The 16,346-nt window shown below is 73.9% G+C and carries 11 protein-coding genes, 1 tRNA gene and 1 pseudogene; 11 read left to right on the plus strand and 2 right to left on the minus strand.

Annotated features, from left to right (window positions below; translation table 11 throughout):
• Nucleotides 1–66 precede the first annotated feature (66 nt).
• Nucleotides 67–972, plus strand: coding sequence for an endonuclease/exonuclease/phosphatase family protein (locus ACFY3J_RS11335; RefSeq protein ID WP_390840763.1), 906 nt, complete (start codon nt 67–69; stop codon nt 970–972).
• 87 nt (nt 973–1,059) lie between these two features.
• Here the strand turns inward: ACFY3J_RS11335 and ACFY3J_RS11340 are convergent.
• Together ACFY3J_RS11340 and serC are read right to left on the minus strand one after the other, a co-directional pair.
• Nucleotides 1,060–1,134, minus strand: a tRNA-Leu gene (locus ACFY3J_RS11340).
• A gap of 146 nt (nt 1,135–1,280) precedes the next feature.
• Nucleotides 1,281–2,399 (minus strand): phosphoserine transaminase, encoded by a 1,119-nt coding sequence (gene serC, locus ACFY3J_RS11345; RefSeq protein ID WP_390840764.1) that lies wholly within the window; start codon nt 2,397–2,399, stop codon nt 1,281–1,283.
• 91 nt (nt 2,400–2,490) lie between these two features.
• Between serC and ACFY3J_RS11350 the strand changes: the two genes are divergently transcribed.
• The 10 genes and pseudogenes from ACFY3J_RS11350 to ACFY3J_RS11395 all read left to right on the plus strand — a co-directional run bounded on the left by ACFY3J_RS11350 (nt 2,491) and on the right by ACFY3J_RS11395 (nt 16,288).
• Nucleotides 2,491–5,415: an FAD-binding and (Fe-S)-binding domain-containing protein gene (locus ACFY3J_RS11350; RefSeq protein WP_390840765.1), complete on the plus strand. Its 2,925-nt coding sequence runs from the start codon at nt 2,491–2,493 to the stop codon at nt 5,413–5,415.
• Nucleotides 5,416–5,643: 228 nt separating this feature from the next.
• Complete coding sequence (locus tag ACFY3J_RS11355; protein WP_384177728.1) at nt 5,644–6,600, plus strand: DMT family transporter; 957 nt, start codon at nt 5,644–5,646, stop codon at nt 6,598–6,600.
• An 89-nt stretch (nt 6,601–6,689) separates the two neighbouring features.
• Complete coding sequence (locus ACFY3J_RS11360) at nt 6,690–7,484, plus strand: TIGR03084 family metal-binding protein (RefSeq protein ID WP_384177730.1); 795 nt, start codon at nt 6,690–6,692, stop codon at nt 7,482–7,484.
• The gene (locus ACFY3J_RS11365; protein WP_390840766.1) at nt 7,481–9,199 is read left to right on the plus strand and encodes an acyclic terpene utilization AtuA family protein; all 1,719 of its coding nucleotides are present in this window, start codon (nt 7,481–7,483) and stop codon (nt 9,197–9,199) included. Before ACFY3J_RS11360 ends, ACFY3J_RS11365 begins: the two co-directional genes overlap by 4 nt.
• The gene (locus ACFY3J_RS11370; RefSeq protein WP_384177734.1) at nt 9,196–10,794 is read left to right on the plus strand and encodes an acyl-CoA carboxylase subunit beta; all 1,599 of its coding nucleotides are present in this window, start codon (nt 9,196–9,198) and stop codon (nt 10,792–10,794) included. Before ACFY3J_RS11365 ends, ACFY3J_RS11370 begins: the two co-directional genes overlap by 4 nt.
• Nucleotides 10,795–10,803: 9 nt before the next feature.
• Entirely contained in the window at nt 10,804–12,657 is a 1,854-nt protein-coding gene (locus ACFY3J_RS11375; protein WP_390840767.1) for an acetyl/propionyl/methylcrotonyl-CoA carboxylase subunit alpha, read from the plus strand.
• 300 nt (nt 12,658–12,957) lie between these two features.
• The gene (locus tag ACFY3J_RS11380; RefSeq protein ID WP_390840768.1) at nt 12,958–14,148 is read left to right on the plus strand and encodes an acyl-CoA dehydrogenase family protein; all 1,191 of its coding nucleotides are present in this window, start codon (nt 12,958–12,960) and stop codon (nt 14,146–14,148) included.
• Nucleotides 14,149–14,316: 168 nt separating this feature from the next.
• A pseudogene (locus tag ACFY3J_RS11385) lies at nt 14,317–14,940 on the plus strand (AMP-binding protein); the annotation flags it as partial.
• Entirely contained in the window at nt 14,937–15,671 is a 735-nt protein-coding gene (locus ACFY3J_RS11390; RefSeq protein ID WP_390840769.1) for an enoyl-CoA hydratase family protein, read from the plus strand. The pseudogene ACFY3J_RS11385 and the gene ACFY3J_RS11390, both read left to right, overlap by 4 nt.
• Nucleotides 15,659–16,288, plus strand: coding sequence for a TetR/AcrR family transcriptional regulator (locus ACFY3J_RS11395; RefSeq protein ID WP_390840770.1), 630 nt, complete (start codon nt 15,659–15,661; stop codon nt 16,286–16,288). The genes ACFY3J_RS11390 and ACFY3J_RS11395 overlap by 13 nt, the downstream gene beginning before the upstream one ends.
• Nucleotides 16,289–16,346: the final 58 nt, after the last annotated feature.

The raw sequence follows: 16,346 nt of genomic DNA on the forward strand, positions 1-16,346 counted from the left end.
CGGCGTGCCCCTGACCGAGAGACGCAGGGGGACGCGGGGCACCGGTCGGCGTGGCGGCGGGGGCGGGTGCTCGCCGCGCTCGCGGCGCTGACGGCCGGGCTGCTGGCGTTCCACCGTGCCGTGCCCAACTCCGTGGGCCGTCTGGGCAGTCTGCTGGAGGCGTTCCTGCCGTGGCTCGGCCTGGTGGCCGTGGTGCTGTTCGCCCTCGCGCTGCTGCGCCGTTCGGCCGTGGCACTGGTGGCTCTGCTGCTGCCGGTGGCGGCCTGGACGTACCTCTTCGGCGGGCTGCTCCTGCCCGGGTCGGCGCCCGGAGCACGCCAACTGGTCGTGGTGCAGCACAACGTCAGCGACGAGAACGCCGATCCGGCGGGCACGGCCCGTGCCCTGGCCGACGCCGGACCCGACCTCATCGCGCTGGAGGAACTGGTGCCCCCGGCGCTGTCGGTCTACGAGAAGACCCTCGCCGCCGCCTACCCCTACTACGAGGTCCGGGGCACCGTGGGACTCTGGTCGAGGCATCCGCTCAGCGGCACCCGGCTCCTCGACATCAAACCCCGGGGGATCACGGAGGCCTGGAGCCGCGGGCTGCGGACCGTGGTCCACACCCCGCACGGCCGGATCGCGGCGTACGTGGCGCACCTGCCCTCCCTCCGCGTCCGGGCGAGCGGCCTCGCGTCCGGCCGGCGCGACGAGAGCGCCCTGTTGCTGGGTGAGGCCATCGCCGCCGAGGAGCTGAGCACGGTGATCCTGCTGGGCGACCTCAACGGCACGGTCGAGGACCGCGGGCTGGCCCCGCTGACCTCGCGGATGAACGTGGCGGAACGGGGCTTCGCCCTCAGCTTCCCCGCCGCCCTCCCGCTGGCCCGGATCGACCAGGTCATGGCCCGCTCGGCGGCCGTCGCCCACATCCGCACCCTGCCCGCCACCGGCAGCGACCACCTGCCGGTCGCCGCCAGGATCGAACTGGGCTGAAGCAGCGGACTCGGTGTCCGAGCCGGATTCACCAGGGGGCCGTTGTCCACGCCTCGGCCCTCGCATCGGCGGATGACGCGCTGAAGGGGCGGGGCGGCCGGATTCGAACCGACGTCCTCCGAGATGCTGTCGCGGCGCACTACCTCTGTGCTACGACCCCGCCTCGGCCAGGATCGTAGGCCCCAACTGCAGGGGCGCGCCACTGTATTGGGGCACGGTATCGCGCTCCCGGCCGAGCGGCTGAGCAACGTCACACACCGCGAAGGGCGCCCGGCGGGATCCGCCGGGCGCCCTTCCTCGTCGAGCGCTCAGAGTTTTTCGATCACGTAGTCGACGCACTTCGTCAGGGCCTCGACGTCCGCCGGGTCGATGGCCGGGAACATCGCGATGCGCAGCTGGTTGCGGCCCAGCTTGCGGTAGGGCTCGGTGTCCACGATGCCGTTGGCGCGCAGGACCTTGGCGACGGCGGCGGCGTCGATCTCGTCGGAGAAGTCGATCGTGCCGATGACCTGGGAACGCTTGGCCGGGTCGGTGACGAACGGGGTCGCGTACTTGGATTCGTCCGCCCAGGCGTAGAGACGGGAGGAGGAGTCCTTGGTGCGGGCCGTGGACCAGGCGAGGCCGCCCTGGCCGTTGAGCCACTCCAGCTGCTGGTCGAGCAGGAAGAGGGTGGCCAGCGCCGGGGTGTTGTACGTCTGGTTCTTGCGGGAGTTGTCGATCGCCGTGGGCAGCGAGAAGAACTCCGGGACATGGCGGCCGGAGGCGTGGACGCGCTCGGCGCGTTCGAGCGCGGCCGGGGAGAACACGCCGAGCCACAGGCCGCCGTCGGAGGCGAAGGACTTCTGCGGGGCGAAGTAGTAGACGTCGGTCTCGGCGATGTCGACCGGGAGGCCGCCGGCGCCGGAGGTGGCGTCGACCAGGACCAGGGCGCCCTCGTCGGCGCCGGCCACGCGCTTGATGGGCATGGCGACACCGGTGGAGGTCTCGTTGTGCGTGAAGGCGTAGACGTCGACGCCCGCCTCGGCCCGCGGCTCCGGGTGCGTGCCGGGGTCGGAGGAGACGACGGTGGGCTCGGCGAGCCACGGGGCGAGCTTGGCGGCCTTGGCGAACTTCGAGCTGAACTCGCCGAAGGTGAGGTGCTGCGACTTGTTCTCGATCAGTCCGTGGGTCGCGATGTCCCAGAACGCCGTGGAGCCGCCGTTGCCCAGCACGACCTCGTAGCCGTCGGGGAGCCGGAACAGCTCGCGGATGCCCTCGCGCACCCGGCCGACCAGGTTCTTGACCGGGGTCTGGCGGTGGGAGGTGCCCATGAGGGATGCGCCGGTGGCGGCGAGGGCGTCCAGCGCCTCCGTCCGCACCTTGGAGGGTCCCGCGCCGAAACGTCCGTCCGCGGGCTTGATGTCAGAGGGAATCTGGATCTCAGCCACGAACGGGAGAGTAGCGGGTCGGAGAAATCCGGGTGAAACGCATTCCGCCGGGTGAGACGGCCGTCGAATCGATCGCGTGCATGCTGGACGCATGACCGATCTCGCGGATCTTTCGGAGCTTCGGGCGGAGCTGCGCCGGGCCGTGCGCGGGGAGGTGGCGTTCGACGTCACCTCCCGGGCGCTGGTCACCATGGACGCGTCCAACTACCGGCGGGTTCCGCTGGGTGTGGTGGCTCCGCGGGACGCCGGCGACGTGGCGGCGGTGCTGGAGGTCTGCCGGGCGCGCGGAGTGCCGGTGGTCGCGCGGGGCGGCGGGACGTCGATCGCGGGCCAGGCGACCGGGACGGGGGTGGTGCTGGACTTCACCCGGCACATGAACCGGGTGCTGGCGCTCGACCCCGGGGAGCGGACCGCCGTCGTCCAGCCGGGCGTGGTCCTGGACCGGCTCCAGGAGGCCGCCGCGCCGCACGGGCTGCGCTTCGGCCCCGACCCCTCCACGCACAGCCGGTGCACGCTCGGCGGGATGATCGGCAACAACGCGTGCGGCTCCCATTCGGTGGCCTGGGGGACGACCGCGGACAGCGTGCGGGAGCTGTCGGTGCTCACCGCGCGCGGGCGGCCACTGCGACTGGGGCGCGAGTGGGCCGGGGCGCCGGACGGGCTGCGGGAGCTGGCGGAGAGCGAACTGGCCCGGCTGCGGACCGGTTTCCCGCGGCTGCCCCGCCGTATCTCCGGGTACGCCCTGGACGCCCTGCTGCCCGAGAACGGCGCGGACGTGGCGCGCTCCTTCTGCGGCTCGGAGGGCACCCTCGGCGTGCTGACGGAAGCGGTCGTACGGCTCGTCGAGACACCCCCCGCGCGCGTGCTGGCCGTGCTGGGATACGCCGACGAGGGAGCCGCCGCCGACGCCGCGGCCGGACTGCTGCGGTACCGGCCGCTGACGGTGGAGGGGATGGCGCGGGACCTGGTGCCGTCCGCGGCGGCGGGGCTGCCGCGCGGGGACGCCTGGCTGTTCGTGGAGACGGGCGGGCAGACGGCGGGGCAGGCACGCGCGCGTGCGGAGGCGATCGCTCGGGCGGCGGACGCCGTGGACGCCGCGATCGTCGAGGAGCCGGCCGCGCAGCGCGCGCTGTGGCGGATCCGGGAGGACGCGAGCGGTACGGCGACCCGGATGGCGGACGGCAGTGAGGCGTGGCCGGGGTGGGAGGACTGCGCGGTGCCGCCGGAGCGGCTGGGCGCGTATCTGCGGCGGTTCCGGGAGCTGCTGGCCGCCCACGGGCTGCGGGGCGCCCCGTACGGGCACTTCGGGGACGGCTGCATCCACGTCCGTATCGACTTCGACCTGCTGACCCCGGCCGGGATCGGCCGGTTCCGGCGGTTCTCGCAGGAGCTGGCCGAGCTGGTGGTGGCGCACGGCGGTTCGCTGTCCGGGGAGCACGGGGACGGGCAGGCCCGCGCCGAGCTGCTGCCGGCGATGTACGGCGAGAGGACGGTGGCCCTCTTCGAGCGGGTCAAGGGACTGTGGGACCCCGACGACCTGCTCAATCCCGGGATGCTGGTCCGTCCCGCGCCCCTGGACGCGAACCTGCGCTTCGCCGTGCTGCCGCGCCGCCCGGTCGACGTGGCCTTCGGCTACACGGCCGACCGAGGGGACTTCTCGGCGGCTATGCGCCGGTGCGTCGGGGTCGCGAAGTGCCGTACGACCGAGGTGTCGGGCGCCGCGGTCATGTGCCCCTCCTTCCGGGTCACGGGAGAGGAGGAGCACTCCACGCGCGGGCGTGCCCGGCTGCTGCACGAGATGCTCGCCGGTGAGCTGGTGACCGACGGCTGGCGGTCGGCCGAGGTCCGGGACGCGCTCGACCTGTGCCTGTCGTGCAAGGGGTGCCGGTCCGACTGCCCGGTCGGGGTGGACATGGCCACCTACAAGGCGGAGTTCCTGCACCACCACTACGCCGGCCGGCGCCGCCCGGCCGCCCACTACGCCCTGGGGTGGCTTCCGGTGTGGCTGCGCTGGGCCGCCCGTACGCGCACCGCGCCACTGCTGAACGCGCTCGCCGCCCTGCGGCCGCTCGCGTCGGCCGTGAAACGGCTCGGTGGAATCACACCCGAACGAGGGATCCCGCGACTGGCGCGCGAGCCGTTCACCCGATGGTGGCGCACGCGGGCGGACGCACGGGTGGCCGGCGGGGAGGGGGCGGGCGATCTGGTCGTCCTGTGGCCGGACACCTTCACCGAACACCTGTCGCCGTCCGTGGGCCGGGCGGCCGTACGCGTGCTGGAGGCGGCCGGGCTGCGGGTGGCGCTCCCGCCGACCCTGCGCCTGCGCCGCCCTCCGGTGGGCGACGGAAGTTCGGCGCTGCTGAACCCCGTGTCCGTCCTGCGGGGCCGGGGCCGCGTCTGCTGCGGCCTGACGTACGTCTCCACCGGCCAGCTGGAACGTGCCCGCGCGGTGCTGCGCCGCACCCTGGACCTGATGGAACCGGTGCTGGAGACCGACGCGCCGGTCGTCGTCCTGGAACCGAGCTGCGCCGCCGCCCTGCGCACCGACCTGCCGGAACTGCTGCCCGGCGACCCGCGGGCCCGCCGCCTGGCCGACCGCGTCCTGACCTTCGCCGAGGCCCTGCGGCGCCACGCCCCCGGCTGGACCCCGCCCCGCCTGGACCGCCCGGTCGCCGGCCAGACCCACTGCCACCAGCACGCCGTGCTCGGCGACGCGGCCGACCGGCGCCTGCGCGAGGCGGCCGGGATGACCGGCGAACTGTCCGGCGGCTGCTGCGGCCTGGCCGGGAACTTCGGCTTCGAGAAGGGCCACTGGGAGGTGTCCGCCGCCTGCGCCGAGGAACAGCTCCTGCCGTCGGTACGGCGGGCCCCGGCCGGCGCGGTGGTCCTCGCGGACGGCTTCTCCTGCCGCACCCAGCTGGACCAGCTGGCCGGAGTACGGGGACGCCATCTGGCGGAGGTGCTGGCGGAGGGACTTGAGGGGCCGGCGGAACCGGAGGGGCGCGGCGGCTCGTGACCGGGGGCTGCCGAGGCTGGAGGGACACCTGGAGGACCCGTGACCGGGACCGGACGGGCACGCGGTGTCGCCGCGGCCCTGGAGGGGTACGTCGGCCCGTGAACCGTGGGGACGGGCGGGGCATCGTGGACAGTGGTGTACGGGTTCACGCCCCTGACCGCGTCCATTACCCTGGACCCATCAGTACATCGCGATGAACAATCCCCTAGCCCCGTAACTGGACCGCCCGTGACCACGCCCAGCGCCGCCACCCCTTCCTCGCCGTCCCCGGTCGCCTCCGCGCCGGCCGCCGCGCCCACGCCCGGATCCCCGGGCCGCTTCGGCTCGCTCGGCCCGGTCGGGCTGGTCCTGGCCGGGGGCATCTCGGTGCAGTTCGGCGCCGCGGTGGCCGTGACGCTGATGCCGCGGGCGGGCGCGCTCGGCGTGGTGACCCTGCGGCTGCTGGTGGCCGCGATCGTGCTGCTGCTGTTCTGCCGGCCCCGGCTGCGCGGGTACTCGCGCGCCGACTGGGGCACGGTCGTCGTCTTCGGCATCGCGATGGCCGGGATGAACGGCCTCTTCTACCAGGCCGCCGCCCGCATCCCGCTCGGCCCCGCCGTCACCCTCGAAGTGCTCGGCCCGCTCGCCCTGTCGGTGCTGGCCTCGCGCCGCGCGATCAACTTCGTGTGGGCCGCCCTGGCCCTGGCCGGTGTCTTCCTGCTCGGCGGCGGGAGTTTCGACAGCCTCGACCCCGCCGGTGTCGCCTTCGCGCTGAGCGCGGGCGTGATGTGGGCGGCGTACATCGTCTTCAGCGCCCGTACCGGCCGGCGCTTCCCGCAGATGGACGGGCTGGCCCTGGCGATGGCGGTCGGCGCGCTGCTGTTCCTGCCGCTGGGGATCGCCGAGTCCGGGTCGAAGCTCGTCGTCCCGACGACGTTCGCCCTGGGCGCGGGGGTGGCGGTGCTGTCCTCCGTCCTGCCGTACACCCTCGAACTGCTCGCCCTGCGCCGGCTGCCCGCCTCCACCTTCGCCGTCCTCATGAGCCTGGAACCGGCCCTCGCCGCCACGGCCGGCTTCCTCATCCTCGGCCAGTCCCTCACCGCCCTCCAGGCCGTGGCGATCGTCCTGGTCATCGCGGCGAGCATGGGGGCGGTTCGGACCCAGGTCGCGCGGAGCAAGGCGCCGCTTCCGGAGGCGCACCCCTGACCGGTGCCGGTTTTCGGCGCCGCACGGCGGGACCATGAATTCATGCAAGCATGCTTGTTTGTTTCAGGGGTCGCTGCCATGCTCCACGCATGTCCGATCCGACGCTGGTGTTCGACGATCTGCGTGCCGAGAGTGACGAACTGGAGCGGCTTGTCGCCGGGCTGGGCCCCGGGGACTGGGGGCGCCCGACGCCGGCGCCCGGATGGAGCATCGCCCATCAGATCGCCCATCTCGCCTGGACCGACCGGTCCGCCCTCATCGCCGTCACCGACTCCGCCGGCTTCCGGGAACTCGTGGACCGGGCGCTGGCCGCGCCCGGTTCGTTCGTGGACGAGGGGGCCGCGGAAGGCGCGCGACTGGCCCCCGACAAGCTGCTGGAACGCTGGCGGGAGACGCGGGCCGCGCTCGACCGGGCGTTGCGAGCGGCGCCGCCCGGCTCCCGTTTCCCCTGGTACGGGCCGCCCATGTCGGCCGCCTCCATGGCGACCGGGCGGCTGATGGAGACCTGGGCGCACGGGCAGGACGTGGCCGATGCGCTCGGTGTGGTGCGCACACCGACCGACCGGCTCAAGCATGTGGTGCGCATCGGGGTGCGGGCGCGCAACTTCGCCTTCGGGGCGCGGGGGCTGTCCGTGCCCGAGGAGGAGTTCCGTGTGGAGGTCCGCGGTCCCTCCGGGGAGCTGTGGACGTACGGTCCCGAGGACGCCGGGCAGCGTGTCACCGGGCCCGCTCTCGACTTCTGCCTCCTGGTCACCCAGCGCGCCCACCGCGCCGACCTCGCGGTACGCGCCGAGGGTCCGGACGCCGACCGCTGGCTGGACATCGCCCAGGCCTTCGCCGGCCCGCCCGGCGCCGGCCGGGCGCCCCGGGGGGCGACCGGATGACCCTGCGCATCGGCAACGCCTCCGGCTTCTACGGCGACCGGTTCGACGCCATGCGCGAGATGCTCACCGGCGGTGAGCTGGACGTCCTCACCGGCGACTACCTCGCCGAGCTGACCATGCTGATCCTGGCCCGGGACCGGCTCAAGGATCCGGCGGCCGGCTATGCCCGCAGCTTTCTGCGGCAGCTGGAGGAGTGCCTCGGACTCGTCCACGAGCGGTCGGTGAAGATCGTGACCAACGCGGGCGGGCTCAATCCGGCCGGGCTCGCCGACCGGGTGCGGGAACTGGCCGAGCGGCTCGGGATCCCACTGCGCGTCGCCCATGTCGAGGGCGACGACCTCACCGCCGACCTCCCCCGGGCTCTCGGCTCCGCCCCCGAGGGAGGCGCTCCCCTCGCCGCCCACGCCTACCTCGGCGGCTTCGGGATCGCCGCCTGCCTGCGCGCGGGCGCCGACGTCGTGGTCACCGGGCGGGTCACGGACGCCGCCCTGGTCACCGGGCCCGCCGCCGCCCACTTCGGCTGGCGGCCGCAGGAGTACGACCGGCTCGCGGGCGCCGTCGTCGCCGGGCACGTGCTGGAGTGCGGCACCCAGGCCACCGGCGGCAACTACGCCTTCTTCGCCGACCACGCCCTCGACCGGCTGCGCCACCCCGGTTTCCCCCTCGCCGAGATCCACGAGGACGGCAGCTGCGTGATCACCAAGCATCCCGGCAGCGGCGGGGTGGTGGACGTCGGCACGGTGACCGCCCAGCTGCTGTACGAGACCGGCGGCGCCCGGTACGCCGGGCCCGATGTCACCACGCGGCTGGACACCGTACGGCTCGGTCAGGACGGACCCGACCGGGTACGCGTCGAGGGCGTGCGCGGGGAGGCCCCGCCGCCCGCCCTCAAGGTGGGCCTCAACCGCCTCGGCGGCTTCCGCAACGAGGTCACCTTCGTCCTCACCGGACTCGACATCGAGCGCAAGGCCGAGCTGGTGCGGCAGCAGATGCGGGACGCGCTCGGGGCCGCCGGGTCGCCTCCCGGCGAGGTGCGCTGGGACCTGGTGCGGACCGACCGGGCCGACGCCGGCACCGAGGAGACGGCGAGCGCCCTGCTCCGGCTGGTCGTACGGGACCGGGACCCGCGGGCGGTGGGGCGGGCGTTCAGCGGGGCCGCCGTGGAGCTGGCGCTCGCCGGATACCCGGGCTTCCACATGCCGGCGCCTCCCGGGAAGGGCGCGCCCTACGGCGTCTTCGAGGCCGTGTACGTCCCCCAGGACGCCGTCGAGCAGGTGGCCGTCCTCCACGACGGCCGCCGTGTCGCCGTGCCACCGCCCGAGCGGACGCGCGCGCTCGCGGACGTGGAGCGGCCACCGCTGCCCGAGCCCCTCCCGGCCGGACCCACCCGGCGGGCCCCGCTCGGACTCGTCGCCGGGGCGCGCAGCGGCGACAAGGGCGGCGACGCCAACGTCGGCGTGTGGGCGCGCTCGGAACAGGGCTGGCGGTGGCTCGCGCACGCGCTGACGACCGAGACGTTCCGGCAGTTGCTCCCGGAGTGCCGGACGCTGGCCGTGGAACGGCACGTACTGCCCGATCTGCGCGCCCTCAACTTCGTCGTCGAGGGGATCCTCGGCGAGGGCGCCGCCGCCCAGCACCGCTTCGACCCGCAGGCCAAGGCGCTCGGCGAATGGCTGCGCTCCCGCCACCTGGACATACCGGAGGCCCTCCTGTGACGGTCCTTTCCTCCGCGCTGGACACCGGATCCGCCGAGTACAAGGCCCACCGCGAGGCCATGCTCGGCAAGCTCGCCGCGCTCGACGCCGAGCACGCCAAGGCGCTCGCGGGCGGCGGCGCGAAGTACGTCGAGCGGCACCGGCGGCGCGGCAGACTGCTCGCCCGGGAGCGGATCGAGCTGCTGCTCGACCCCGACACGCCGTTCCTGGAGCTGTCGCCGCTGGCCGGGTGGGGCAGCGACTACACCGTGGGCGCCTCACTGGTCACCGGGATCGGGGTCGTCGAGGGCGTGGAATGCCTGATCACCGCCAACGACCCGACCGTGCGCGGCGGCGCCAGCAATCCGTGGAGCCTGAGGAAGGCGCTGCGGGCCAACGACATCGCGCTCGCCAACCGGCTGCCCTGCGTCAGCCTCGTCGAGTCCGGGGGCGCCGACCTGCCGTCCCAGAAGGAGATCTTCATCCCCGGAGGCGCCGTCTTCCGGGACCTGACCCGGCTGTCGGCGGCCGGCATCCCGACCGTCGCCGTGGTCTTCGGCAACTCGACCGCCGGGGGCGCGTACATCCCCGGCCTGTCCGACCACGTGATCATGGTCAAGGAACGGGCCAAGGTGTTCCTCGGCGGTCCGCCGCTGGTGAAGATGGCCACCGGCGAGGAGAGCGACGACGAGTCCCTGGGCGGCGCCGAGATGCACGCGCGCGTGTCCGGTCTCGCCGACTACTTCGCCCTCGACGAACCGGACGCCCTGCGGCAGGCCCGCCGGGTCGTCGCCCGCCTCAACCACCGCAAGGCGTACCCCGATCCGCCCGCCGCGGCGCCACCCGAGTACGACGAGGAGGAGCTTCTGGGGATCGTCCCCGGCGATCTGCGGATCCCCTTCGACCCGCGCGAGGTCGTCGCGCGGATCGTCGACGCCTCCGACTTCGACGAGTTCAAGCCGCTGTACGGGACGAGCCTGGCCACCGGCTGGGCCACCCTGCACGGCTATCCCGTCGGAGTCCTCGCCAACGCCCAGGGCGTGCTGTTCAGCGAGGAGTCGCAGAAGGCGGCCCAGTTCATCCAGCTCGCCAACCAGCGGGACGTACCGCTGCTGTTCCTGCACAACACCACCGGCTACATGGTCGGCCGGGAGTACGAGCAGGGCGGCATCGTCAAGCACGGCGCGATGATGATCAACGCGGTGTCCAACTCGCGCGTCCCGCACCTGTCCGTCCTCATGGGGGCCTCCTACGGCGCCGGGCACTACGGCATGTGCGGCCGGGCCTACGACCCCCGCTTCCTGTTCGCGTGGCCCAGCGCCAAGTCCGCCGTCATGGGGCCGCAGCAGCTAGCGGGTGTGCTGTCGATCGTGGCGCGGCAGTCGGCGGCCGCCAAGGGGCAGCCGTACGACGAGGAGGCGGACGCCGCGCTGCGGACGATGGTGGAGCGGCAGATCGAGTCCGAGTCGCTGCCGGTGTTCCTGTCCGGGCGGCTGTACGACGACGGCGTCATCGACCCGCGCGACACCCGCACCGTCCTCGGCCTGTGCCTGTCGGCCGTCCACACCGCGCCCTTCGAGGGCGCGCGCGGCGGCTTCGGCGTCTTCCGGATGTGAGGGATCCCCTTGATTTCTTCTCTGCTCGTCGCCAACCGGGGCGAGATCGCCTGCCGTGTCTTCCGCACCTGCGCCGAGCTGGGCATCCGGACGGTCGCCGTGCACTCGGACGCCGACGAGAACGCGCTCCACACGCGCGTGGCCGACACCGCGGTGCGCCTGCCGGGCGTGACACCCGCCGAGACGTATCTGCGCGGCGACCTGATCGTGAAGGCGGCGGTGGCGGCCGGCGCGGACGCCGTGCACCCGGGCTACGGCTTCCTCGCCGAGAACGCCGACTTCGCGCGGGCCGTCCTGGACGCGGGCCTGGTCTGGATCGGGCCGTCCCCGCGGGCCATCGAGGCGATGGCGTCCAAGACCCGCGCCAAGGAGCTGATGGGCGTGCCGCCCCTGCGCGAGGTCACCGAGGCCGATCTGCCGGTCCTCGTGAAGGCCGCCGCGGGCGGCGGCGGGCGCGGGATGAGGATCGTACGGCGGCTCGGGGACCTGGACGCCGAACTGGCGGCCGCGCGCGCGGAGGCGCTGAGCGCCTTCGGCGACGGCGAGGTGTTCGTCGAGCCGTACCTCGGGGGCGAGGCGGGTGGGCGGCACGTGGAGGTGCAGGTACTCGCCGACACCCACGGCACCGTGTGGACGCTGGGCACGCGTGACTGCTCCCTCCAGCGGCGCCACCAGAAGGTCGTCGAGGAGGCCCCGGCGCCCGGGCTTCCCGCGGCCACCGAGCGGGAGTTGCACGAGCTGGCCGTACGGGCCGCGCGGGCCGTGGACTACACCGGCGCGGGGACCGTCGAGTTCCTGGTGGCCGACGGCAGGGCGCACTTCCTGGAGATGAACACCCGCCTCCAGGTGGAGCACCCGGTCACGGAGGCCGTGTTCGGCGTGGACCTGGTCGCCCTGCAGATCCGTGTCGCCGAGGGCCACGCCCTGGACGCCGAACCGCCCGCCGCGCGCGGGCACGCGGTCGAGGCCCGCCTGTACGCCGAGGACCCGGCCCGCGACTGGGCCCCGCAGACCGGCACCCTGCACCGCCTGTCCGTCCCCGGCGTCCGCCTGGACACCGGCTACGGCGACGGGGACACGATCGGCGTCCACTACGACCCGCTGCTCGCCAAGGCCGTCGCCCACGCCCCCACGCGCGCGGAGGCGCTGCGCAAGCTCGCCGGCGCGCTGGAGCGGGCCGCCGTCCACGGCCCGGTCACCAACCGCGACCTGCTCGTGCGGTCCCTGCGGAACGAGGAGTTCGGACGTGGCCGTATGGACACCGGCTTCTACGACCGCCACCTCGCCGACTTGACCGCGCCCGCCCCCGACCCGTACGCGCCCCTGGCCGCCGCGCTCGCCGACGCGCACGGCCGCTCCCGCTTCGGCGGCTGGCGCAACGTGCCCTCGCAGCCGCAGGTCAAGCGGTACCTGATGGCGGGCGAGGAGCACGAGGTGCGCTACCGGCACACCCGCGCGGGTCCGGCCGCCGACGCCGTAGGGGTGCGGGTGGTGCACGCGGACCCGTGCCTGGTCGTCCTCGAAGCCGGCGGCATCCGGCGCCGGTACGAGATCGCCCGGTACGGCGAGCGGGTGTACGCCGGACCGACCGCGCTCACCGTCCTGCCCCGCTTCCCCGACCCCGTCGCCCAGCGTCTGCCCGGCTCACTGCTGGCGCCCATGCCCGGCACCGTCGTGCGCGTCGCCGACGGACTGACCGTGGGCGCCGCCGTACGGGCCGGACAGCCGCTGCTGTGGCTGGAGGCGATGAAGATGGAGCACAGGATCGAGGCCCCGGCCACGGGCACACTCACGGCCCTGCACGCGACCCCCGGACAACAGGTCGAGCCCGGCGTGCTGCTGGCGGTAGTGGCAGCAATCTAGTGACCCGACAGGCAACGTTTGCCCCGTCGCGACGCCCGGCACGCTCCCCCAAGCTCTTCGAGCAGGGGGGACCCCCACTCGCCGCACCGGCCGGAAGCCCAAGTACGTCCAGTACGAGGACTTCCGGCCGGCACTCCCCAAGCTCTTCGAGCAGGGGGGACCCCGGAGCACGCACCGGACGCCGCTCCTTTACGGGCAAACGTTGCCTGCCGCGGCACTAAGGGCGCGGGGCGGCATCGACGTGCGGCTCCGCCGCGTGAGCGCGAGCAACCACACACCACTCGCACCCGGGAGACGACAATGACCCCCGTCACCGAATCCGAAGAACACAGGGACCTGCGCGCCGCCGTGGCGGCCCTCGGCAAACGCTACGGCCGCGACTACCTCACCCGGACCGTCGCCGAGGGACGCCACCCCACCGAACTCTGGTCCGAGGCAGGCCAACTCGGATACCTCGGCGTCAACCTGCCGGAGGCGTACGGCGGGGGAGGCGGTGGCATCACCGAACTGTCCATCGTGCTGGAGGAGTTGGGCGCGGCCGGCTGCCCCTTGCTGATGATGGTCGTCTCGCCCGCCATCTGCGGCACCGTCATCGCCCGGTTCGGCACGGAGGAGCAGAAGCGGGCGTGGCTGCCCTCGCTGGCGAACGGCACCCGCACCATGGCCTTCGGCATCACCGAACCCGACGCCGGCTCCAACTCCCACCGCATCACCACCACCGCCCGCCGCGACGGCGCCGACTGGGTGCTCACCGGCCGCAAGGTGTTCATCTCCGGAGTCGACATCGCCGACGCCGTCCTGGTCGTCGGCCGCACCGAGGACGCGCGCACCGGCCGCCTCAAGCCCTGCCTGTTCATCGTCCCGCCGGACGCGGACGGCTTCCAGCGGCATCCCATCGACATGGAACTGACCGCCGCCGAGAAGCAGTTCGAGCTGGTCATGGACGATGTGCGGCTGCCCGCCGACGCGCTCGTCGGTGGGGGCACCTCCCACGCTCTCGGCAGTGGGGGAGAGGACGCGGGCCTGCTGCAACTGTTCGCCGGACTCAACCCCGAGCGCATCATGACGGCCGCCTTCGCGATCGGCATGGGGCGTCACGCGCTCGCCCGGGCCGTGGAGTACGCGCGCGAGCGCACCGTCTGGAAGGCCCCCATCGGCTCCCACCAGGCCATCGCCCACCCGCTCGCCCAGGCCCACATCGACCTGGAACTCGCCCGCCTGATGACGGGGAAGGCGGCCCACCTGTACGACGCGGGCGACGACGTGGGCGCGGGAGAGGCCGCCAACATGGCCAAGTACGCGGCCGGTGAGGCCTGTGTGCGGGCCGTCGACCAGGCCGTGCACACCCTCGGCGGCAACGGCCTCACGCGCGAGTTCGGGCTCGCCTCGCTGATAACGGCCGCGCGCGTGGCCCGTATCGCCCCGGTGAGCCGGGAGATGATTCTCAACTACGTCTCCCACCAGACCCTGGGCCTGCCCAAGTCGTACTGACCCGCCCGCCGTGTGCGAGGAGGAACCGTGTTCCGCAGCGAGTACGCAGACGTCCCGGCCGTAGAACTGCCCATCCACGAGGCCGTCCTGGGCCGAGCCGCCCGGTTCGGCGGGGCCCCCGCGCTGATCGACGGCACGGACGGCACCACCCTCACGTACGACCAGGTGGGCACGCACGTCGTTCCCCTGGACGCCATGCACGACGTGCCCCCCGGCACGGTCGGCCGGCTCATCGCCGGCACCGAGATGCGGGTCGTCTCCCTCGTCGACCCGGACAAGGACCTCGGCATCGGCGAGCCGGGCGAGATCCTGATCCGCGGGCCCCAGGTGATGAAGGGCTACCTGGACCGGCCCGACGTCACCGCCGCGATGATCGACCCCGACGGCTGGCTGCACACCGGCGACGTCGGGTACGTGGACGGCGACGGCTGGCTGTTCGTCGTCGACCGGGTCAAGGAACTGATCAAGTACAAGGGGTTCCAGGTGGCGCCCGCCGAACTGGAGGCCCTGCTGCTGACCCACCCGGACATAGCCGACGCCGCCGTCATCGGTGTGCACGACGCCGACGGCAACGAGACACCGCACGCGTACGTGGCGGGCCGGCCGTCCGCCGACGGCCCGTCGGAGGCGGAGGTGATGCTGTACGTCGCCGAACGCGTCGCCCCCTACAAGCGCGTCCGGCACGTCACCTTCCTCGACGCGGTGCCCCGCGCCGCCTCCGGGAAGATCCTGCGGCGGCGGCTGCGGGACCAGGGGCCCGGGCAGCCGCGGGAAGCGGGGGAGCGGCCGTGACGACGATCGCACGCACGCGCGCGCGTGCCGTCGAAACCCTCGGCCTCGACTCGCCGGGCAACCGCAACGCCCTGTCGGCGGCGCTCGTCGGGGAACTCACCGCCGCTCTCGCCGACTGCGCCGAGGACGCCGCCGTGCGCGCCGTCGTCCTCACCCACACCGGCAACACCTTCAGCGCGGGCGCCGACCTGCGCGACCCTCCCCGGCCCGACGCGCTGGTCGCCCTGCTGCGGCAGATCGTCGAACTGCCCAAGCCGGTCGTCGCCCGGGTCACCGGGCACGTCCGCGCGGGCGGTCTCGGCCTCCTCGCGGCCTGCGACATCGCCGTCGCCTCGCACCGGGCCACCTTCGCGTTCACCGAGGTGCGCATCGGGGTGGCCCCCGCGGTCATCTCGCTGCCGCTGCTGCCCCGCGCCGACCCGCGCGCGCTGGCCCGCCACTGCCTCACCGGGGAACGGTTCGACGCGGCCGAGGCGGTCCGGACCGGGCTGGTGACGGCGGCCGGGGACGACGCCGACGCCGTACTGGAGCCGATCCTCGACGGTCTGCGCCGCTCCTCCCCCCAGGCTCTGGCCGAGACGAAACGGCTGCTCACGGCTAGGGTGCTGGAAGCCTTCGACCGGGACGCGGCCGGCCTGACCGCGCTCTCGGCCCGGCTGTTCTCCTCCGCGCAGGCGCGCGAGGGCATGGCGGCCTTCCTCGAACGACGGGATCCGGAATGGGCGGTGTGACCCCACACGACCGCGCGGAACGCGCCCCCAAGCAGGACCGCAGCCGGGCCACCCGGCAGCGGCTCCTCCAGGCCGCCGTGGCCTGCCTCGCCGAACACGGCTGGGCCGGGTCCACGGTCTCGGTGGTCGCCGAACGCGCCGGCGTCTCCCGCGGTGCCGCCCAGCACCACTTCCCCACCCGCGAGGACCTGTTCACCGCCGCCGTCGAGTACGTGGCCGAGGAACGCTCCACCGCCCTGCGCGCCCTCTTCCCCGAGGGCGCGGCCGGCGACCGGCGGGCCGTGGTCGGCGCCCTCGTCGACCTCTTCACCGGGCCTCTCTTCCGGGCCGCGCTCCATCTGTGGGTGGCCGCCTCCAGCGAGGACCAACTGCGCCACCGCGTTACCGAGTTGGAGGCCCGTGTGGGCCGCGAGACGCACCGCATAGCGGTCGAGCTGCTGGGCGCGGACGAGGCCCGCCCCGGCACCCGCGAAACCGTCCAGGGCTTCCTCGACATGGCCCGCGGCCTCGGCCTCGCCAACCTCCTCACCGACGACGCAGCCCGCCGCGAACGCGTGGTGGCCCAGTGGGCGGCCCTGCTGGAGGAGGCACTGGGCCGCGGCCCGGCGACCGCGTGAACCGGGCCACACCCGTATCGCGCGCCCCGCAGTACCCTGTGCGCATGCTTCTGCTGCT

Origin of the sequence: Streptomyces sp. NPDC001231, assembly GCF_042896885.1 — a bacterium.
Taxonomy (GTDB): Bacteria; Actinomycetota; Actinomycetes; order Streptomycetales; family Streptomycetaceae; genus Streptomyces.

Excerpts from the sequence above, each read along its gene's own strand:
- ACFY3J_RS11350 (WP_390840765.1), top strand. The coding sequence starts at position 2,491 with ATGACCGATCTCGCGGATCTTTCGGAGCTTCGGGCGGAGCTGCGCCGG.
- ACFY3J_RS11360 (WP_384177730.1), top strand. The coding sequence starts at position 6,690 with ATGTCCGATCCGACGCTGGTGTTCGACGATCTGCGTGCCGAGAGTGAC.
- ACFY3J_RS11365 (WP_390840766.1), top strand. The coding sequence starts at position 7,481 with ATGACCCTGCGCATCGGCAACGCCTCCGGCTTCTACGGCGACCGGTTC.
- ACFY3J_RS11380 (WP_390840768.1), top strand. The coding sequence starts at position 12,958 with ATGACCCCCGTCACCGAATCCGAAGAACACAGGGACCTGCGCGCCGCC.
- ACFY3J_RS11395 (WP_390840770.1), top strand. The coding sequence starts at position 15,659 with ATGGGCGGTGTGACCCCACACGACCGCGCGGAACGCGCCCCCAAGCAG.